This window comes from Thiohalobacter thiocyanaticus (genome assembly GCF_002356355.1).
Classification (GTDB): domain Bacteria; phylum Pseudomonadota; class Gammaproteobacteria; order Thiohalobacterales; family Thiohalobacteraceae; genus Thiohalobacter; species Thiohalobacter thiocyanaticus_A.
In genome coordinates this window covers 643,090-663,423 of sequence record NZ_AP018052.1, presented here as the reverse complement: position 1 = coordinate 663,423, position 20,334 = coordinate 643,090, and the positions used below count along the sequence as shown (strand labels likewise).

Sequence of the window (20,334 nt, the reverse complement as noted above, 5' to 3'; positions counted from 1 at the left end):
CAGGTCGCATGGAGTGCGAACCATGCAGGCGCGCATGGCCTCGCGTGCCGCGCTACAGATCGAAATCACCGGCCGCCTCGGGCTGGTACAGCAACGATTCCACCCGCCAATGCCGCATGCCGGAGGGCAGATCCACCTCGATGAGATCACCCACACGGGCGCCGAACAGCGCCGTCCCCAACGGGGCGAGCACCGATATGCAGCCGGCCGAGGCGTCGGCGTCGCCGGGAAGGACCAGGGTGCACTCCATCCTCCGGTTGCTGTCCATATCGAACAGGAGCGCTACACTGTGCATGGTGACCAGGTCCCTGGGCACTACACCCGGTTGCAACTCTTCACCGGCCTGCAGCTTGTCGATCAGGCGATCCAGGTGTTCGGCGTCCCGACTGCCTGGTGCCATGTTGTCGATCAGGCGCATCAGGCGACGGACGTCGTGACGCGTCAGATGCGCAATATGCGGATTCATCGGTCATTCCTCTGTATGTGTATACGTTGCCTGCCTCCGACTCGGCGCATGCACAACCGTCCGCGGCTCGTGACGGACGCACGCGAACGCAACGCGCCGCCTGTCAGGCAGAACACGAAATCTGGAGATGGTCGGTAAGGTAGCCGGAGCGCGGGGAACGCGCTCCGGATCAGAGCGGCGTGGTGAAGCGCGCCCCCGTTATGATCGCTGCCGGAATTAGCAGCGTCGGGATGATCTGAGCCGATACGCCACAAATATGCAGATTGTAATGCGACATGGACGGATCCCCTGGAACAGGCGCCGGCACGCGGACGGTCCGGCGCGAATCATCTCCAGCATAACAGTTCCACCAGGAAAGGCCAGCCAGCCCAAAAAGGGGTCGGTGACAACTGAGAATCATTCCGATCGCCGCTTCACGGGCCGCCCTCTCACAGCCCAAAAAGGGGTCGGTGACAACTGAGAATCATTCCGATCGCCGCTTCACGGGCCGCCCTCTCACCGCGTGACCCACGGACCGTCCCAGCAACCTCTCGATCTGATTCCTGAATCTGTCGTTTCCCAGGGGAGCAGAAAAACGTGCCGATTTACGGATTTCGTGCACCAGCCCGGGGGCAAGCTCGTAACGAAAGAGTTCCCGGTATGCAGCGGCTTGAGCTTCGCTATCAGCGCCAAGTGCCTTTAATAACGGATGCTCGGAGACCAATGGATCCGACTCGCCATAGGCATGCGCACGAAAACTCGACCATGGGTAATCCGCGGGATGCATCACCATGTTCGCCCGTACGGGATTGAGTTCAATGTATCGATAACAGGCGAGCAGATAGCGCTCCGCTTCCACCAGGCTGGCCTTGTGCCGACTTTCCCATAGAGTTCCAGTGCGACGGTACGTTCTATTGACGTATTGCACATAGCGCCGGCCAACCGACTGCATTACACGCGAGATGCCGTCCTCCCGCCCTGGCGTCATCAGAAGATGGCTATGGTTTGTCATCAGGACATAGGCGTGAACCGCGACTTCATAGCGGCCGCAGGCATCAGCCAGGCACTGTCGGTAGAAGCGATAGTCATCGTCGCGAAAAAAGCAGGCATCCCGATTATTGCCGCGCTGTATGACATGCGCCGGGACACCCGCCAGGTACATGCGGGGTTTTCTGGGCATTGCAGTTCCTTTGCAATCGATTTGATTCTTCCGCCGCCAATCCGTGGCTGACGAGTCAAGAACAGATATTACTGAAAATGATACTCAGTTGTCACCGACCCCTTTAATTTGCCCTTTAATTTAATAGGCATACTGTCCCCGGATTCCCGGATTCGTCGGATTCGGATTGATTCGGATTCGACTCCGCTTTAGAGGCCGTTGATAGTCTAGAAGCGAAAAACAGGGTCTGTCCCGAAAAACGCGCGAAAACAGGGGCCCCTCATACTGACCCCTTAAACCTTCACATTATATTTTTTTAGTTACTGCTTTTTTCCTCGTTCTTTTCTTTTTACTCACTCCCGACTTTGCTTTAGTAATCCGGTCTTTCTGACTATACGTCATTTTCAAACGATGATCATTTTCCGTCCGGAAGATCGAATCTACCAACCTCGAAACACTTGACGTAAGCCTAGCCAAAACCTTCAGCTGCTCACTACAGGCTAAGCTGTCTGTTTGATGCGGATAATTCAGCTGGTGATCAACTTCACCCCACACCTCTTCACTAAGAGTACGCACCTGAATCTCACATGTCATTTTCTTTCGTGACGCAGACTCAATAACATAGTGAACACTAGTATATAGCGTGTCACTTTGTTGCGCCTCAATATTATGATCACGAAAGAACTCTCTAGATTCATCATCCCATGTACGCGCAAATGGCCCTTCTATCAGACGATATTGCTGTTCATCAAATATCCTCAAAATCGCCGGATTTAATTCCGCAAGCTGCGCTGTATACAAATGCAATATTCGAATGCCTACCAAATCATTTATTTTTGTAAGGAGGTTTTCATCTGATATTTCGAGACTACACCCTTCTTCTTTTGAGTTCCGAAGTTTCCGTTCCAATTTATCTCGTAAATGATCGCGATTTTTAATTCTAGATTTAATTGAATGGACATGCTTAGCCAAAAGATCATCTTCCTCAAGCGCCGTAAGCACTTGCCTTTGGAACGTTGATAGCTCTCGATAATTTCTATCAAATTCCTCGAGCAAAGACTCAATCAGCCTGCATTCTTTTCTTGTAAAGTTTTCTTTAGGCATTTATTTTTCAATTTCTTTTATTCTTGCCATAATTTTATTGGCAATTTTACCAAATGCATTTCGTGCTTGGCTCCTTTGCTCGTCTGTACCACCTTGCCCATCAAATACGGCAGCACCATCCCTTTGCGAACCCGAAATCAACACGCCATAATCTTTCACTTCACCTAGTTTTCGGTCAGCCATACTCCCTGGCGCCAATGATTTATCAATTTGACGTAGCACCGCCACCACTTCACTTTGAACATCCTTTTCAAGTCGTGACATAAAATATGCATGCTCTCGCGATGGCCGCCCTCCATAAGTACGAAACCCTTGAGGTATATAACCTAGAAGTTTAGGGCGCCCAGGAAGTAGATATGTATCTTCAGGTGCAAGATTCGCAATTCTCGACCAATCTGTAATCCAACCAAACAGTGAAGCTCCAAGCGTTTTTAGCGCTCTCAGAGAAAACAAGTCGCAGGCGGCAGGGATAATGAAGTACTCACAATCTAATAGGATTACACGATTCAGTGGACCAATATTTGGCCCCGAATCATAAAATACATAGTCAGCACCGACTGCTTCTGCCGCATCATTAACGAGGCGACTAATTGCAGTAGTTCCTCTAAAACCTTTTGCCTTACGAAGAGTACAGTCAGACCAAAAAGACGTTAGCTCCGATTCAAATTCAGATAACCGAATATCACCAGGCAATAAGAATATATCACCAGGCCTCTCAATGGCCTTTATCTGTTTTATATCGCCTTCTGCTTCTGCGATCGGTTTAACTGCAGACCATACAGTTGCGCCCTCCTGACCATCAGAATGGTCAAGCAAATCATCTACAACCTCATCTGAAACAAGATATGATGTAAGATTGCATTGTGGATCTGTATCGACCAGCAATACCCTCTTACCGCGAGACGCTAGAGCAAACGCGATGTTAACGGTTAATGTAGTTTTACCTACCCCGCCCTTGTGATTATAAATTGCCAGCCTCTTGGCAGAGTGACGCTCTTGCACGATTTACTCGGCCCCTTTGTTGTTGGACTTTGTTTTCTTTGATAATCGTTTTCGCTTAGGCCTCAACTGTGTCACCGCAGATTTAGCCTCCTCACGGTTCGGTAGCGCCTGCACAAAAACCTCCCCAACCGCTCCGAGTTGTCTTTGTCCTTTAGTGGAAGGAACCAGATATTCACTTCTAACCGCATTACCAACTGCTTTCGCTGCATTTGCGAATTTTCGTTGCGCTGCTTCTGTATTTAACTTACTTATATCTATCGTCTTAAAGTGCGGAGTATCTCTATAATGCGTCAAGTAATATGCTAGGCATGCTACCCGCTCAACATCGGTCCGAGGCTGCTTTTCAAGCAAAAACTCCTTTGGTGACATGGATCTGTCTTCAGAAAATGAAGGCGACCCTTCATTTTGAGACTTCACTGTATCCGAGCCAATGAATGACTTGCTGCTGGAAGGTATGCTGAACTGAATATCAAAAAAGGTTACTAGGGTTTTAATCAGACGCTCCCTAGCATCAGGCGAGACGCTATGCAAAGCATCTATTAACTTGCTTAATGTCACCGCCTCGTCTTGATAGTTAGCGGGAACCTCGCCATCTCGTTCGTCGTGTTCCATCTTTTTGCCTCGGTTTTATAAAACTATGCTACCAATTATAATTCAATGGCTTGTAAGTACAAGCGTGTACTAGGAAATTTATACGGTATTAGACAAAATAATTGGTATCGTATACAGCTAATATTGAGGCAGAGCATGAACCCTAGAGCTATGGTGTTTATATCACACACTATTTGAGCTCTATGTGGCGGCTAGTTAACTCACTCACACGCGTGTCGCAACATGTGTGATATTTTTAATATATTTCAGTTACTTGGAGTATATACTCCGCCGCCTTCTCTACCAGCCCAATTTCTTGACACAGGGGCAGGAAAAGTGGTCGCACTCATTTTCATAAAATAGTAAATCTTCACCCAGACACATTCGGATACTTCTCTGGCGACTCAATCATCTCCAACGTCAGATCCACATCCAGTTCCGGCCAGTGGAAGTGATTGCGTTTTGGCTGCTCGATTCTGCCGAGCGCGGCGATGCTGGCATCACGAAACCAGGGGAACTGCCCGAAGGGAAGATACAGCTCACGGCCTTCCACCAGCAGCCAGAAGCCGTGCGGTGAGACATTGGTGACTTCAACGCCCGAAGTGTTGGTTCCAAGCGGCCTGGATGACATGGCGCCTGTCCTCGATGATGGCCTGTATTTCCTTGATCTGCTGGGCGGAGAATTTGTGATTTCTGGCCAGCGGGGTTTCAGCTGAGCCAGAATTTCTTTTATCCGTCTCCGGAGTATACCCAATCACTGCATAGATTGTGGTTATCATACCCGCCATCGTCATCCCGGCGAAAACCGGGATCCAGTGACCGCGGCGGTATCTGGATTCCCGCCTTCGCGGGAATGACGGGGATGGGACGGTCTGGCGGTTAAGCGGTCAGGCCTTTTTGTAGATCTCGGCACCCTGCTTCCTGAACTCCATCGCCTTCTCCTCCAACCCCTTCTCCAGCGCCTCATCCTCCGAGATCCCCTGCTTGGCGGCGTAGTCACGCACGTCCTGGGTGATCTTCATGGAGCAGAAGTTCGGCCCGCACATGGAGCAGAAGTGCGCCACCTTGTGCGCCTCCTTGGGCATGGTCTGGTCGTGGTATTCGCGGGCGCGCTCGGGGTCGAGGCTGAGGTTGAACTGGTCCTCCCAGCGGAATTCGAACCGGGCCTTGCTTAGCGCGTTGTCCTGCAGCTGAGCGCCGGGGAAGCCCTTGGCGAGATCCGCGCCGTGGGCGGCGATCTTGTAGGTGATGATGCCGTCGCGGACGTCCTGCTTGTTAGGTAATCCTAAGTGCTCCTTGGGGGTGACATAGCAGAGCATGGCGGTGCCGTACCAGCCGATGTTGGCGGCGCCGATGCCGGAGGTGATGTGGTCGTAGGCTGGGGCGATGTCGGTGACCAGCGGGCCCAGGGTGTAGAAGGGGGCCTCGAAGCAGTCCTCGAGTTCCTTGTCCACGTTCTCCTTGACCTTGTGCAGCGGCACATGGCCGGGGCCCTCGATCATGACCTGGCAGTCGTGCTCCCAGGCCTTCTTCGTCAGCTCGCCCAGGGTTTCCAGTTCGGCGAACTGGGCGCGGTCGTTGGCGTCGGCGATGCAGCCGGGGCGCAGGCCGTCGCCCAGGCTGAAGGAGACGTCGTAGGCCTGCATGATCTCGCAGATCTCGTCGAAGTGCGTGTACAGGAAGGACTCGCGGTGATGCGCCAGGCACCACTTGGCCATGATGGAGCCGCCGCGGGAGACGATGCCGGTGACGCGGTCGGCGGTCAGCGGCACATAGGCCAGGCGCACGCCGGCGTGGATGGTGAAGTAGTCCACGCCCTGCTCGGCCTGTTCGATCAGGGTGTCGCGGAACATCTCCCAGGTCAGTTCCTCGGCCTTGCCGTCGACCTTCTCCAGCGCCTGGTAGATGGGCACGGTGCCGATGGGCATGGGGGCGTTGCGCAGGATCCACTCGCGGGTCTCGTGGATGTTCTTGCCGGTGGACAGGTCCATCAGGGTGTCGCCGCCCCAGCGGGCGGACCACACCATCTTCTCCACCTCTTCCTCGATGGAGGAAGTCACGGCGGAGTTGCCGATGTTGGTGTTGATCTTCACCCGGAAGTTGCGGCCGATGATCATCGGCTCCAGCTCGGGGTGGTTGATGTTGGCCGGGATGATGGCGCGGCCGGCAGCCACCTCGCTGCGCACGAACTCGGGGGTGACCTCCTCGGGGATGCTGGCGCCCCAGGACTCGCCGGGGTGCTGGCGCAGCAGCTTGGAATAGCGCGGGTCCTCGCGCAGTTCCTGCAGCCGGCAGTTCTCGCGCAGGGCGATGTATTCCATCTCCGGAGTGATGATGCCCTGCCGGGCATAGTGCATCTGGGTGACGTTCCTGCCGGGTTTGGCGCGGCGCGGGCGGTGGATGTGCTCGAAGCGCAGATGCGCCAGCTCGGGGTCGGCCTGGCGCGCGCGGCCGAACTCGGAGCTGGGGCCGTCGAGCTGCTCGGTATCGTCGCGCTCCAGGATCCAGGCCTCGCGCAGGGCGGGCAGGCCCTTGAGCAGGTCGATCTTCGCGGCCGGGTCGGTGTAGGGGCCGGAGGTGTCGTAGACCGGGATGGGCGGATTCTCCTCGGGGGTGCCGGAGGTCAGCGTCGGGGTCTGCTCGATCTGGCGCAGCGGCACCCGGATATCCGGGCGCGAGCCCTGGATGTAGAGCTTGGTGGAGCTGGGAAACGGCCGGGTCACTTCCTCGGACAGGCGGGCCGTCTTCCTGACGAAATCTTCCGGGATGGCGCTCATGGTTGCTGCCTCGCTGGCTGTTGTGCGTGTAAACGGGCGGCGGGGGAGGCGCGGGGACGGAGAATCGGGGGAGAAGCAGGACTGCGCTGGCTTTCCCTACGCCGGTACGAGCCGGGTCAGGTTCAAAGGGTCTGTCTCAGCCCCGCGCGGGGCACCCCTAGCCGAAAGGGTGAAGGTAGCGGAGGGCCGGGGGATTTGCAAGCAGACCACCCACATGGCAGGCGTGCTTTCCGACCCGCTCCGCGGCTGGGGCATTTGCCGCACTCAGTGGGCAAATACCCGACTCGCAGCGGGCTGCGGCCTGACAAACCCCTTGAAATACAGCCATCTTCCAGGTGGCACGGCATTTGTAACCGGTGTCGGGATTCGTCCGTCAGTGGCAAGAGCCTGCGGCTGCCAGCCTGATCCCAATCCGGCTGCGATGATACGCAGACGTATTCCATAACGAAACACTGGAACAGGGCGAACCGTCCGGATGAAACACCGATTCCGCGCGATTGCTGATATTCCACCGCTGGCATGTATATTGCCGCTCTGTTGCTGAGAGAGTTGCAGCCGATGTCGGCGCGGGGATGATGCGGGATCCGCCGGATTCAACCGTCGCACACAGATAAAGCAGCCACCTTGACCACCGTCGGTCCGGCACGTGTGTCCAGCACGCCGCACCGGCGGACTGTCTGAAATTGATGGTGCCTTGACACCTTTGCGGAGACACCCAGATGCAGAAGAAATTCACAGCTTCCTCACTTGCCTGCCAGATCAGCCTGGCGCTGGCCCTCCCCGGCATCGCGCTGGCCGAGCACGACCCTCTTGTCATCGACATCGTCAAGGAAGCCCCCGAGTTCCCGAAGGCCTCGACCCTGAATCACTCCACCGTCGACTCGCAGCGCCTGCGCTCCCTGCCGGCGGCCAGCAGCGATACGGCCCGCCTGCTGAAGCAGACCCCCGGCGTCGAGCTGCAGGGGGCCGGCGGCGTCTCCAGCCTGCCGTCCATCCACGGCCTGACCGATGACCGCGTGCGCATCAAGGTCGACGGCATGGACCTGGTCTCCGCCTGCGGCAACCACATGAACCCGCCGCTGTCCTATATCGATCCCACCCGGATCGCCACCGCCACGGTGTTCGCCGGACTGACCCCGGTCAGCCTCGGCGGCGACAGCATCGGCGGCACCATTGTGGTGGAATCGGCCGACCCGGTGTTTGCCGTGCCCGGCGAGGGCCTGCTGACCACGGGCGAGATCGGGACCTTCTATCGCAGCAACGGCGACGCCCGCGGCGCCAATCTCGCCGCCACCCTGGCCAGCGAGAATGCCAGCCTCACCTACACCGGCTCCACCGCCAAGGCCAACAACTACGAGGCCGGCGACGATTTCAAACCGGCGGGCCCGGCTGCGGCCGGCCGCGGCTTCCTGGACGGCGACGAGGTCGGCTCCACCTATTATGAAACCACCAACCAGTCGCTGGCCCTGGCGCTGCGGCGCGACAACCACCTGGCCGAACTCACAGTGGCCACGCAGGACATCCCCGAACAGGGCTTCCCCAACCAGCGCATGGACATGACCTCCAACGAGAGCATCCGGTTCAATCTGCGCTACGAGGGCCAGTACAACTGGGGCAAACTGGAGGCGAACGCCTATCGCGAACAGACCGATCACGAAATGGGCTTCGGCGAGGACAGGCTGTTCTGGTACGGCGCCAACGACGGCTCCATCCCCGACGGCGTGCCCTGCACCATCCAGGGCGGCATGAACGGCTGCGCAGCCGGCATGCCGATGGAGACCGAGGGCGACAACCGCGGCCTGGTGGTCAAGGGCGACATCCCGCTCAATGGCCGCGACCTGCTGCGCGTCGGCGCCGAGGTCCAGCAGTACCGTCTGGACGACTGGTGGGATCCCTCCGGCAAGATGATGTTCCCCAACACCTTCTGGAACATCAACGACGGCGAACGCGACCGGCTGGCGGCCTTCGGCGAATGGGAGGCGCGCTGGAGCGAGCAGTGGCTGACCCAGTTCGGCCTGCGCTACGAGCGCGTCGCCATGGATACCGGTGAGGTGCAGGGCTACAACCCCATGTTCTCGCCGCAGGACGCGGCCGACTTCAATGCCGCCGACCGCAGCCGCAGCGACGACAACCTGGATCTGACCGCCCTGGCCCGCTTCACGCCGAAGGACACCCTGAGCGTTGAATTCGGCTACGCCCGCAAGACCCGCTCGCCCAACCTGTATGAGCGCTATGCCTGGTCCACCCACGGCATGGCGATGCGCATGGTCAACCTGGCCGGCGACGGCAACGGCTATGTCGGCAACCTCGAACTCGATCCCGAAGTGGCGCACACCCTGAGCGCCACCTTCGACTGGCATGATCCGAGCGAGCAGCGCTGGGGGGTGCAGATCACGCCCTACGTGACCTACGTCGAGGACTATATCGATGCCGCGCGCTGCTCCTCGGCCACCACCCGGGACATGATGGGCACCGCCTGCACCGACGCCAACCTGGCGGTGACGAACGATTTCGTCTACCTGCAGTTCGTCAACGAGGACGCTCGCCTGTATGGCATCGACGTCTCCGCCCACGCGCCGCTGGCGGAGGACACCCGGCTGGGCGACTTCCATATCGACGGCGTACTCAGCTATGTGCGCGGCGAGAACCAGGACACCGACGACAACCTGTACAACATCATGCCGCTGAACCTGAAGCTGGCCGTGACGCAGAACCTCGGCGCCTGGCGCAATACCGCTGAGGTGGAGGTGGTCGATGCCAAATCGGACGTCTCGGATACCCGCAACGAGGTCAAGACCAGCGGTTACGGCCTGCTGCATCTGCGTACCAGCTACACCTGGAAGCAGCTGCGCATCGAGGCCGGCGTGGAGAACGTCTTCGACCGCTTCTACCAGCATCCGCTGAGCGGCGCCTACCTCGGCCAGGGCAAGACCATGCCCGCCGCCGGCGTGCCCTGGGGGATTACGGTGCCGGGTCCGGGACGCAGCATCTACACTTCGCTCAACTTCAGGTTCTGAGCCCGGTCCAGGCGCCCACCTGACCATGCCGGTCATACCCGTCATTGCGATGCCCAGACCCGGAGGGTGGGGTACCCATAATGAACCCCGAAGGGGTTCTATGGGCGCGAAGTGACGCGGCAATCTCCAACCGATTGATTCTACGTTATGAGATTGCCGCGCTCCGCTCGCAATGACGGATTCTCCGGAAAGGCACAGGGGCTTTTCGTCCCACCTTGCCTGCCCCCCGCAAACCCCGTAACCTAACCGGCTGAAGCGATTGACACGGGGATACCGCAAGCATGAGCGAACAGGCTGACAGCGCTGATTTCGAACGCGCCCGCCACAACATGATCGAGCAGCAGATCCGGCCCTGGGACGTGCTCGACCAGCGCGTACTGGATGTGCTCATGCAGACCCCGCGCGAGGACTTCGTCCCCACCCAGTACCGCTCCACCCTGGCCTTCTCCGACATCAGCCTGCCGCTGGAGCACGGGCAGGTGATGATGCCGCCCAGGCTGGAAGGCCGGCTGCTGCAGTCCCTGGCCATCCAGCCCGGCGACCGCATCCTGGAGATCGGCACCGGCAGCGGCTATCTCACCGCCTGCCTGGCCCGGCTCGGCCGTCAGGTACTGAGCGTGGACCTGCACCCGGATTTCAAGTACGCCGCCGAGCGCAAGCTGGAGCAACACGGCATCACCAATGTGGAGCTGCGCACCGAGGACGCCGCCGCCGGCTGGGACGCCGAGCAGGGCTTCGACGTCATCGCCGTGACCGGCTCGCTGCCGCTGCTGCATCGCGGCTTCCACGATGCCCTGGCCGTGGGCGGCCGGCTGTTCGTGATCGTGGGCGAGCCGCCGGTGATGGAGGCCATGCTGATCACGCGGGTCGCGGCCGACCAGTGGGCCAGTGAGAGTCTGTTCGACACCTCCATCCCGCCGCTGGAGAACGCACCGCGGATCGAGAACTTTGACTTCTGAGCAAGGTCTGACCGACTTTATCATCGTCATCCCGGCGCAGGCCGGGATCCAGATGCCGCAGCGGTCACTGGATCCGGGCCTGTACCGGAATGACGCCGGCGAGTGCAGCCGCGATGCACACAATGTCCGGATCCGCCCGGGGCCCTGAGATGCGCCAACTCACGCCCGCCGAAATCAAGGCCCATCTGGAACAGGCGCAGATACCGCCGCTGCTGCTGGACGTGCGCGAGCCCTGGGAATACGAAGTCTGCCGCATCGAGGGCTCGACCCTGATCCCGATGCGCCAGATCCCGCTCAAGGCCGAGACGCTGGACCCGGAACGCGAGACCATCGTGATCTGTCATCACGGCGTGCGCAGCTACAGCGTGGCGCGCTACCTGGAGGCCCAGCTCGGCTTCAGCAACGTCATCAACCTCAGGGGCGGGGTCGATGCCTGGGCCCGGGACGTGGACCCGGGCATGGCGACCTACTGACCCCCGTCATTGCGAGCAGGTAGGATGGGTGAAGGCGCGCAGCGCCGTCACCCATCACCCGGACGGCGGACTACGATGGGTTGCGCTACGCTTCACCCATCCTACTCACTGAACTCCGGCTCATGTTAAGCGCCACCTGTGTCCCTGACCTCCGTCATTGCGGACGCAGCAACACCAACCGATAATGGGACGCTGATCCCGACCCCCACATGTCACCCGCAACCGGATGAACGCATGAACGCAAAACGCACCCTGCTGGCAACCCTGATGAGCGGCCTGCTGGCCAGTCAACCGGCCCTGGCGCTGGACCTGCTCGGCGCCTACCGGATCGCCGCCGACAGCGACCCGACCCTGCGCGCCGCCGCCGCCAACCGCGACGCCCTGCTGGAAGCCGACGACCAGGCCCTGGCGCAGGTGCTGCCCAACGTAGGCATCAACGGCAGCTACCAGCGCAACCGCTACGACAACCGCATCACCGACCAGACCAGCTATTCAACCGACGAGGTCTACACCCTGTCGGCCACCCAGACCCTGTTCCGCTGGGACCAGTTCGTCGCCCTGGAGCAGGCCGACAGCCTGGTCGCCCGGGCCCTGGCCGAGTACAGCGCCGCCGAGCAGGATTTGATCATTCGCCTGGCCGAGGGTTACTTCAACGTGCTGGCCGCGCAGGACAACCTGATCTTCGCCCGCGCCGAGTTGGAGGCCATCGGCCGCCAGCTGGAACAGGCGAAGGAACGTTTCGAGGTGGGGCTGATCGCCATCACCGACGTGCACGAGGCCCAGGCCCGCTACGACCTGGCGACAAGCCAGGAGATCGTGGCCGTGAACGAACTGGACTCGGCCCGCGAGGCGCTGTACGAGATCACCGGGGAACTGAACGAACCGATCAATCCGCTCAACGACCAGCTGCAGCTGCTGCAGCCCGAGCCGCAGGAGACCGGCGTCTGGGTGGATAAGGCGCTGGACAACAACCTCAACCTGGTGGCCCTGCAGGCCGCGGTCGAGGCCGCCCGCCAGGAGGTCAAGCGCCAGCGCGCCGGCCACTACCCCACCCTGGACGCCAGCGCCGCCCTCAGCCGCCGCGACCAGAACTTCGGCGGCATCGCCGGCGTGAAGCGCCACGACGCCAGCATCGGCCTGGAACTGAACATCCCGCTATTCCAGGGCGGCGCGGTCAACTCCTTCACCCGCGAGGCCCACTACCGCTTCATCGAAAGCCAGGAGCAACTCGACCAGGCCCGGCGCCAGACCCAGCGCCAGACCCGCGACGCCTACCGCGGCGTGGCCAGCGGCATCGCCCAGGTGCGCGCCCTGGAACAGGCCCTGGTCTCGACCGAGACCGCGCTGGAGGCCGCCGAGACCGGCTTCGAGGTCGGCACCCGCACTATCGTCGACGTGCTGGACGCCCAGCGCGAGCGCTTCCGCGCCCAGCGCGATCTGGCCCGCGCCCGCTACGACTACCTGCTGAGCACCCTGCGCCTGAAGCAGGCCGCCGGCAGCCTCGGGGTGGACGACCTGCAGGCCATCAACAGCTGGTTCCAGTAGGGTTCAGGTTCAATAACCGATGCTCGGACAAATGTCGCAAGCAACAACATTCCCGTCATTCCGGCGCAGGCCGGAATCCAGTAACCGCCGCCGGTCGTGGATCCCGGCCTGCGCCGGGATGGCGGCAGCTGGAATTTCGTGCATGCGTCATTCAGATCAGGCTCCCTGACGGTCTCTGTTATTTATGCCCGACTTCCCCTTCCCCCAGCCGGCCCCCGGCTTCGACGACCCGCTCGGGCTGCTGCGCGCCTGCCACATGCGCATGCTGATGCACTGCTCGACCCTGGAGAAACTGCCCGCGCAGATCGACGCGGGCAAGCAGGCGGAACTGCAGGAGACGGTGGAGAAGATCCGGCACTACTTCAACACGGCCGCCCATCTGCATCACCAGGACGAGGAGCGCGATCTGTTCCCGCTGCTGGAGGAGCAGAGCCCGGATTTCAATGCCGCCGTACGCGAACTCAGCGCCCAGCACCCGGAACTGGAATCCGCCTGGCGTGAGCTCGATGCCCGGCTCGCCGAGCTGGACCGCATCGATGACAGCGCCGCGCTGGACGCGCGCATCCGTGCCTTCACCAACGCCTATCGCCAGCACATCCAGCATGAGGAACAGAAGGTGTTGATGCCGGCCGAGCAGGCCCTGAACGACGCCGACCGCAAGCGCCTCGGCCGCGCCATGGCCCGCCGGCGCAACGTCGCCGAGGACGCCCTGCCCGACAGCCTCAAGTAGGATGGGTGGAGGCGCGGTGCGCCGCAACCCATTGCCTGCAGGCCGCACCGCGATGGGTTGCGCTTCGCTCCACCCATCCTACACGCTTTGCCCGGCACAAATGCCGGGGACACTGCGCCTATCCCGGCCTGCGTAACACAGTAGGATGGGTGGAGGCGCGTGCGCCGTAACCCATCGCTCTCAGGCCGCACCGCGATGGGTTGCGCTTCGCTCCACCCATCCTACACGCTTTGCCCGGCACAAATGCCGGGGACACTGCGCCTATCCCGGCCTGCGTAACACAGTAGGATGGGTGGAGGCGCGTGCGCCGTAACCCATCGCTCTCAGGCCGCACCGCGATGGGTTGCGCTTCGCTCCACCCATCCTACATGCCGGAATCAGGGTCGTAACCCGTTTCCGGCAGCGTCCTGCTACAACAACTCCGCCAGATGCTGCAGCACCCGGTCGCGCGCCCCGCGGTTGGCCTCTACCGCCCGGCGCCCGCGCTCGCCCCACTCGGCACGCCCGCTGGCATCCTCCAGCCAGGTCCTGACCGCCGTGGCCAGTTCCCCCGCATCCGCCACCGCCCGCGCCGCGCCTGCCTGTTCCAGCAGTTGCACGATGCCGCTGAAATTGAACATATGCGGGCCATACAGCACCGGCAGGCCCAGCGCGGCCGGCTCCACCGGGTTGTGGCCGCCCACCGGCACCAGACTGCCGCCGACGAAGGCCGCATCCGCGGCGGCCAGCAGCACCGGCAGTTCGCCCATGGTGTCACCCAGGTACACCGCTGTCTGCGCCGTGACCGGTTCGTTGCGGCTGCGCCGCGCGACCTGGAACCCGGCGCGTTCGACCAGCCCGGCCACGCGGGCAAAACGCTCCGGGTGGCGCGGCACCAGGATCAGCAGCGCCTGCGGCAGGCGCGCACGCACCCGGCGATGGGCGGCGAGCAGCGGCTCATCCTCGCCCTCGTGGGTGCTGGCGGCAATCCACACCGGCCGGGCCGGATCCCAGCCACGGCGCAGCACCTCGGCCTGCTCACGCGCACTGCCGGGGATGACGGCATCGAACTTGGTATTGCCGGTCACCGTCACCCGCGCCGGGTCGGCGCCCAGGGCGATCAGGCGTCCGGCATCGGTGTCGCTCTGGGCGCCGATCCAGCGCACCCGCCGCAGGGTGGCGGCGGCCAGCCCGCGCACCCGGCGGTAGCCCGCCGCCGAGCGCGCCGACAGCCGGGCATTGATCAGCGCCACCGGGATCTCCCGCCGCGCGCAGGCCGCGATCAGGTTCGGCCACAACTCGGTCTCCATGATCAGCCCCAGCCGCGGCCGGGTTCGCGCCAGGAAACGCGCCACCGCGTCCGGCAGGTCCCAGGGCAGATAGGCGTGGCGCACCCGCTCGCCGAACAGCCGCTGCACCTGCATGGCGCCGGTCGGCGTGGTGGTGGTCACCAGCAGTTCATACTCGGGATAGCGCTCCAGCAGGGCGTTGACCAGGGGCGCGGCGGCCTGCACCTCGCCCACCGAGACCGCATGCACCCAGATCCAGGGCCGCGCCTCCAGCACCGGCACGAAGCCGAAGCGCTCGCCCCAGCGGCGCAGATAGGCCGGCGCACGCAGGCCGCGCCAGAGCAGCCGCAGCAGGGCAACGGGCAGCAGCAGATACAGCAGGGCGGAATAGAGCGCGCGCAAGGACACTTCCAGCAACTCGGACACAGGGCTGCCGAGTATCCCGCCTGGGGCGCGCGACTGCAATGACCCGGTCCGCGGACAAGTCCATGTCCGAACGGGTAAACTTACATATATGATACCTGCAGATCCGTCATCCCGGCGCAGGCCGGGATCCAGTAACCCGCATCGGTCACAACTCCTGGATTCCTGCATTCGCAGGAATGACGGGATGTGAATATTTTTCACCATGCCCCGCCCCGACCCCCTGCCGCCCGCCCTGCTCGCCCCGCGCCACTGGCCGACCTGGCTGCTGCTCGGGCTGGGCTGGGGCACGGCGCAGCTGCCCTGGCCGCTGCAGCGTGCCCTCGGCCGGGGACTGGGACGGCTGCTGTATCGTCTGGCCCGTGAGCGCCGCCGCATCGCCCGCATCAACCTGGAGCTGTGTTTTCCCGAACTGGACGCCCGGGCGCGCGCCGCCCTGCTCCGGCAGCACTTTCAGTCGCTCGGACTGGGCGTGATCGAGACCGCCATGAGCTGGTGGACGCCGGCGCAGCGGCTCGCCGGGCGCTATTCCGTGGAAGGCCTGGAACACCTGCAGGCCGCGCTGGACCGGGGCCGCGGCGTGATCCTGCTGAGCGCGCATTTCACCACCCTGGAGATCGCCGGCCGGCTGCTGGCCCTGCAGACCCCCTTCCATGTGCTCTACCGCCGCCACAAGAATCCGGTGTTCGAGCGCGCCATGCGCCGGGCGCGTGAACGTCACTTCGAACGCGCCATCGCGCGCGAGGACATGCGCGGCTTCCTGCGCAGCCTGAAGCGGAACATGCCGGTGTGGTACGCCCCCGACCAGGACTACGGCCGCGAGAAGAGTGTATTCACCCCCTTCTTCGGCGTACCGGCGGCCACCATCACCGCCACCTCGCGCCTGGCCGCGGCCAGCGGCGCGGCGGTGGTGCCCTTCTTCCCCGAGCGGCGGGCGGATGGCCGCGGCTATGTACTGCGCCTGCAGCCGGCACTGGCAGACTTCCCCGGGGCGTCACCCGAGGCCGATGCCGCCCGCATCAATGCACTGATCGAGGCGCAGGTCCGCACCCGGCCCGGGCAGTACCTGTGGGCGCACCGGCGCTTCAAGACCCGGCCGGGCGGTGCGGCCGCGGTATACTGAGCACCCATGGATCGATCCCGCCCTGCCGTCATCGCCGCCCACGGCCTGTTCGCCCTCCTGCTGCTGAGCCTGCCGCCCAAGTGGGCCAGCCTGCACATCAGCGGCGGCCTGCTGGTGCTGGCCCTGCTGCTGGCGCGGCGCGGCGACTGGCGCCGCCCGGCCCTGCGCGGCTATCTCGCCGCCAGCGCCGGGTGGCTGGTGCCGGTGACCCTGGCCGGGATCGGCCAGCAGTTCATCGGCATGGAGACGGCCAGCAGCTGGGCCGATCTCGTCAAGCTCAACCTGCGCCTGCTGGGCGTGGGCCTGGGCATCCTGCTGCTGCTCGAGCGCGGCTGGCTCAGTCTGCGCGGGGCGGTCTGGATCGCCCTGGCCGCGCTGGCGGTCACGGCGCTCAGTGGCCATATCGACTGGCTGCAGCGCCATGGCACCGACCTGCAGGCCTGGCCCCGGCCCTATTTCACCGGGCTTGCCGGCAATCCCAATCCCTACGGCAGCTTCGCCGCCCTCGGCCTGATTCTCAGCGCCGGGCTGCTGCGCGCGCGGCCGTCCAATGTCGGGTTATGGCTGCTGGCGGCGCTGCTGCTCAGCGCCCTCTGGGGTTCGGATTCGCGCGGGGCGGTGCTGGCCAGCCTGACCGGCCTGTTGGTCCTGTTCTGGCCCTGGCGCCACCGGTTGCTGGCCGGCCTGGCGCTGCTGGCCATTGCGCTGGTGTACACCTATGTGCTCACGGGCGGCATCCCCGCCGACGAACTCGGCTCCGGCGATCAGCGGCGGATCGAGGCCGCCTGGTTCGCCCTGCATCGGATCCTGGAATCGCCCCTGCTCGGCTGGGGCATCGACGCCTTCCGCGACCTGCCCGGGGCGCCGCTGAACTCACCGCACAACCTGCTGCTGGACCTGGCCCTGGGCGGCGGGCTGCTCGCCCTGGCCGGCTGGCTGTGGTCGACGGGCCGGCTGGCGCTGAGGCTGGAACGCGACGGCCGCGGGGAGACCCGGCTGATGCTGGCGCTGCTGGCGGCAGCGGTGGTGGCCGGCTGTATCGAGTACCCGCTGCTGAACTCGACGCATTTCCTGAACATCTGGATGCTGGTGACCGTCTTTGCCTGGGGGGTATTGCGCGGGTCCCGTCCGGAACACAGGCCGGGATGAGTGCGGTATTCACGACCACTCCGGGCCTGTCATGGATGATGGGTTGCGCTGCGCTCCACCCATCCTACGCGCGGTGATTCCGTAGGATGGGTGGAGCGCAGCGTAACCCATCGCAACCCGGCCTGCGGCAGAGAGAAACATGAGACGTGAGGCACACAACATCCTGGTGATCCGCCACGGCGCCTTCGGCGACCTGATCCAGTGCAGCGGGGCACTGGCGGATCTGCGCCTCTTTCACCGCCTGGCCCGCATCACGCTGCTCACCGAACCCGCCTATCGCGCCCTGATGCAGCGCTGTCCGCATATCGATGCCGTGATCCCGGACGCCCGCCTGCCGCTGCGCCGGCTGCGGGAACAACTCGCCCTGCGCCGGCAACTGCGGGCGGAAGGCTTCGACCAGGTCTATGACCTGCAGAGCTCCGACCGCACCGCCCTGTACCGGCGGCTGTTCCTGCCCGGCATTCCCTGGTCGCGCGACACCGGCACGGTGGCGCCGGAAGACCCGGACCAGGAACGCTACCGGGCCCAGCTCGCCGCCGCCGGCGTGCCGGTGGTGCATACGCCCGCGCCCGACGTCGGCTGGATGGCCGATGACGTGACCGCGCTGCTGGATGCCGCCGGGGTGCGCCGACCCTATATCGTGCTCATCCCCGGCAGCGCGGCGCGCCATCCGCACAAGCGCTGGCCGCACTACGCCGAACTGGCCGCGGCCCTGCAGGCGCGCGGCCACGAGGTGGTCACCGCGCCGGGGCCGGACGAACTGGAACTGGCGCGGACCATTCCCGGCCACACCCTGACCGGCCCGGACGGCTACCTGAACTGGTTCCAACTGGCCGGAGTGCTGCGCCGGGCCGCCTTCGTGGTGGGCAACGACACCGGCCCCAGCCACCTCGCCGCCTGCCTGGGCACGCCGGGACTGGCCCTGTTCGGACCGCACACCACGCCGCGGCGCACGGGAATCCTGCGGCCGCAGTTCGATGCCATTGCGGTACCCGACCTGAATGCGTTGAGCGTGGAGGCAGTGCTGGCGCGGATCGAACCGCGTTTACCGTAGGATGGGTGGAGGCGCTTGCGCCGCAACCCATCGGAGTGCCGTGCAAGATGGGTTGCGCTGCGCTCCACCCATCCTACGCAACTGGCGCGGATCGAACCCCATCTACCGTAGGATGGGTGGAGTGAAGCGAAACCCATCGCCGCGCGCGGCCTGAGATGGGTTATGGCGCAAGCGCCTCCACCCATCCTACTCTACTATTCCGTCTTTTCGCCCAAATCAACGGCGTTCGATTCAGAACCCCCTCATCCGCTTGATGCCGGCACGCACGCCATCCCACGCACCGGCACCGGCGAACTGCAGCCGCCGCAGCCCCAAGCCCAGCCGGAAGGCGGCAGGCCCGACCGCGCGCTCCGACGCCAGCCGCCCGTGCAGATGGGCCGCGCGGTCGGAACCGGGACCGCGCTGACCGATGTCGGAGAAATCCGAGAACTGCCCGACCAGGGTGGGGGAGACGGCGGCAACCCGGAAGTGCGCGGCCAGGTGGCGGGCATACCAGCGATCGATGGCCCGGTGCCGGGCCAGCCAGGGCCAGACGTCGGCCTCAGTGGGCAGCCGCCGCAGCAGCCAGTCGTACAGGCTGGTGCGCAGGAGATAGGCATGGGTGGTGTAGGCACCCTGCACGGCATACAGCGAGGCTGTATCGTCGAACACCGTCACCCGCTGCAGCGGCCCCAGACAGCGGCTGTAGCCGAGATAGCAGATATCCCATTGCGCCGCCGCCAGCGCCGGCGTGCGCAGCGCTGCATTCAGAGCCGCGTCGAACTCGACATCGTCCTCCAGGATCAGCAGGCTGCGCCAGCCCTGCGCCCGCGCCAGCTCGATCGCGCGGCGATGCGACAGCACGCAGCCGGCCCGACCGGCCCAGACGCGGTCGCGCCTCCCGCCGCGGAACCAGGGCCGTCTGCCGTAGCCCGGCAGTCCGGTGCCGGCCACCGCACTCAGGCGCTGCCAGCCGGCCAGGGCGGGCACGGCCGCGGCCTGTGCGCGGAAGCGCGCCAGCCGGTCCGGGCGGCTGTCGAGGTTGATCAGCACCACGCCGTCGAACGGACGGCCGGGATCAGCGGAACTCGGTATAGGACTTCTCCTCGACGATACGCGAGCCGCACAGTTCATTGATCGCCTTCTTCAATTCGGCCCGGCGGTCATTCTGCATATAGACCGAACGCGCCAGCTCGATGAAGCGCTCGCCGAAGTCTGCGCGCGCCTCGCAGTCGCGAATGGCGTCCTCGATCTCCCACAGGGCGGCATTGACCTGCTGCAACGCCTCCTCCAGCCGGTCCAGTTCCGGCGCGGCGGGCAGCCTCGCATCCCGCACCCGCGACAGCACCTCGAACTCGCGGCGCACATTGGCCAGCTTGGCCGGGTCGGTCATGCGCTCGGACTTGATGCGCAGGATGGTGAGCTTGTCGATCAGCTCGCCGGCGCCGACCTCGATCAGGATGGTGTTTTCAGTGTCGTTCATGCGTTTCCTTCAGCCGATCTGAGCCATGACAGTCTCGTAGGATGGGTGGAGGC

At 63.3% G+C, this 20,334-nt stretch carries 19 protein-coding genes and 1 riboswitch; of the genes, 9 read left to right on the top strand and 10 right to left on the bottom strand.

Going from position 1 to position 20,334, the window contains the following annotated elements; genetic code table 11:
* Nucleotides 1-52 precede the first annotated feature (52 nt).
* The 7 genes from CFK21_RS03070 to thiC all read right to left on the bottom strand — a co-directional run bounded on the left by CFK21_RS03070 (nucleotide 53) and on the right by thiC (nucleotide 7,078).
* Nucleotides 53-466, bottom strand: a complete 414-nt coding sequence (locus CFK21_RS03070; protein WP_096364670.1) for a GreA/GreB family elongation factor — start codon at nucleotides 464-466, stop codon at nucleotides 53-55.
* 463 nt (nucleotides 467-929) lie between these two features.
* Nucleotides 930-1,625 (bottom strand): transposase, encoded by a 696-nt coding sequence (locus tag CFK21_RS03065; protein WP_096364668.1) that lies wholly within the window; start codon nucleotides 1,623-1,625, stop codon nucleotides 930-932.
* Between the two features lie 285 nt (nucleotides 1,626-1,910).
* A complete protein-coding gene (locus CFK21_RS03060) occupies nucleotides 1,911-2,708 on the bottom strand; it encodes a RelA/SpoT domain-containing protein (RefSeq protein WP_096364666.1) in 798 nt (265 codons plus the stop codon).
* Entirely contained in the window at nucleotides 2,709-3,710 is a 1,002-nt protein-coding gene (locus CFK21_RS03055; RefSeq protein WP_157745275.1) for an AAA family ATPase, read from the bottom strand.
* Between the two features lie 3 nt (nucleotides 3,711-3,713).
* Nucleotides 3,714-4,322, bottom strand: coding sequence for a hypothetical protein (locus CFK21_RS15100; RefSeq protein WP_157745274.1), 609 nt, complete (start codon nucleotides 4,320-4,322; stop codon nucleotides 3,714-3,716).
* Between the two features lie 349 nt (nucleotides 4,323-4,671).
* Nucleotides 4,672-4,932 carry a DUF2442 domain-containing protein gene (locus CFK21_RS03050; protein ID WP_096364662.1) on the bottom strand — a complete coding sequence of 87 codons (261 nt, stop codon included), beginning with the start codon at nucleotides 4,930-4,932 and terminating at the stop codon, nucleotides 4,672-4,674.
* A gap of 256 nt (nucleotides 4,933-5,188) precedes the next feature.
* On the bottom strand, nucleotides 5,189-7,078 hold the full coding sequence (thiC, locus tag CFK21_RS03045) for a phosphomethylpyrimidine synthase ThiC (protein ID WP_096364660.1): 1,890 nt from the start codon (nucleotides 7,076-7,078) through the stop codon (nucleotides 5,189-5,191).
* Between the two features lie 75 nt (nucleotides 7,079-7,153).
* Nucleotides 7,154-7,247: riboswitch (TPP riboswitch) on the bottom strand.
* Nucleotides 7,248-7,797: 550 nt separating this feature from the next.
* On the opposite strand from thiC, the gene CFK21_RS03040 reads away from it, so the two are divergent.
* The 6 genes from CFK21_RS03040 (at nucleotide 7,798) to CFK21_RS03020 (ending at nucleotide 13,802) form a co-directional block, all read left to right on the top strand.
* Nucleotides 7,798-10,095, top strand: a complete 2,298-nt coding sequence (locus tag CFK21_RS03040) for a TonB-dependent receptor plug domain-containing protein (protein WP_096364658.1) — start codon at nucleotides 7,798-7,800, stop codon at nucleotides 10,093-10,095.
* Nucleotides 10,096-10,376: 281 nt separating this feature from the next.
* Complete coding sequence (locus CFK21_RS03035; RefSeq protein WP_096364656.1) at nucleotides 10,377-11,054, top strand: protein-L-isoaspartate O-methyltransferase family protein; 678 nt, start codon at nucleotides 10,377-10,379, stop codon at nucleotides 11,052-11,054.
* On the top strand, nucleotides 11,044-11,202 hold the full coding sequence (locus CFK21_RS15095) for a hypothetical protein (RefSeq protein WP_157745273.1): 159 nt from the start codon (nucleotides 11,044-11,046) through the stop codon (nucleotides 11,200-11,202). Before CFK21_RS03035 ends, CFK21_RS15095 begins: the two co-directional genes overlap by 11 nt.
* A gap of 1 nt (nucleotide 11,203) precedes the next feature.
* Nucleotides 11,204-11,527, top strand: a complete 324-nt coding sequence (locus tag CFK21_RS03030) for a rhodanese-like domain-containing protein (RefSeq protein ID WP_096364654.1) — start codon at nucleotides 11,204-11,206, stop codon at nucleotides 11,525-11,527.
* A gap of 234 nt (nucleotides 11,528-11,761) precedes the next feature.
* Entirely contained in the window at nucleotides 11,762-13,072 is a 1,311-nt protein-coding gene (locus CFK21_RS03025) for a TolC family outer membrane protein (protein ID WP_096364652.1), read from the top strand.
* A 184-nt stretch (nucleotides 13,073-13,256) separates the two neighbouring features.
* Nucleotides 13,257-13,802 carry a hemerythrin domain-containing protein gene (locus tag CFK21_RS03020; protein WP_096364650.1) on the top strand — a complete coding sequence of 182 codons (546 nt, stop codon included), beginning with the start codon at nucleotides 13,257-13,259 and terminating at the stop codon, nucleotides 13,800-13,802.
* Nucleotides 13,803-14,212: 410 nt separating this feature from the next.
* On the opposite strand, the gene waaA is transcribed toward CFK21_RS03020, so the two are convergent.
* Complete coding sequence (waaA, locus tag CFK21_RS03015) at nucleotides 14,213-15,478, bottom strand: lipid IV(A) 3-deoxy-D-manno-octulosonic acid transferase (RefSeq protein ID WP_369801255.1); 1,266 nt, start codon at nucleotides 15,476-15,478, stop codon at nucleotides 14,213-14,215.
* 220 nt (nucleotides 15,479-15,698) lie between these two features.
* On the opposite strand from waaA, the gene lpxL reads away from it, so the two are divergent.
* The 3 genes from lpxL (at nucleotide 15,699) to CFK21_RS03000 (ending at nucleotide 18,819) form a co-directional block, all read left to right on the top strand.
* Nucleotides 15,699-16,616: an LpxL/LpxP family Kdo(2)-lipid IV(A) lauroyl/palmitoleoyl acyltransferase gene (gene lpxL / locus CFK21_RS03010; protein ID WP_096364648.1), complete on the top strand. Its 918-nt coding sequence runs from the start codon at nucleotides 15,699-15,701 to the stop codon at nucleotides 16,614-16,616.
* Nucleotides 16,617-16,622: 6 nt separating this feature from the next.
* Entirely contained in the window at nucleotides 16,623-17,765 is a 1,143-nt protein-coding gene (locus CFK21_RS03005; RefSeq protein ID WP_096364604.1) for an O-antigen ligase family protein, read from the top strand.
* A 139-nt stretch (nucleotides 17,766-17,904) separates the two neighbouring features.
* On the top strand, nucleotides 17,905-18,819 hold the full coding sequence (locus CFK21_RS03000; protein ID WP_096364602.1) for a glycosyltransferase family 9 protein: 915 nt from the start codon (nucleotides 17,905-17,907) through the stop codon (nucleotides 18,817-18,819).
* A gap of 231 nt (nucleotides 18,820-19,050) precedes the next feature.
* Here CFK21_RS03000 and CFK21_RS02995 read toward each other — a convergent pair whose 3' ends face one another.
* Complete coding sequence (locus tag CFK21_RS02995; RefSeq protein ID WP_096364600.1) at nucleotides 19,051-19,854, bottom strand: glycosyl transferase; 804 nt, start codon at nucleotides 19,852-19,854, stop codon at nucleotides 19,051-19,053.
* A gap of 22 nt (nucleotides 19,855-19,876) precedes the next feature.
* Entirely contained in the window at nucleotides 19,877-20,281 is a 405-nt protein-coding gene (locus CFK21_RS02990; RefSeq protein ID WP_096364598.1) for a DUF6165 family protein, read from the bottom strand.
* Nucleotides 20,282-20,334: the final 53 nt, after the last annotated feature.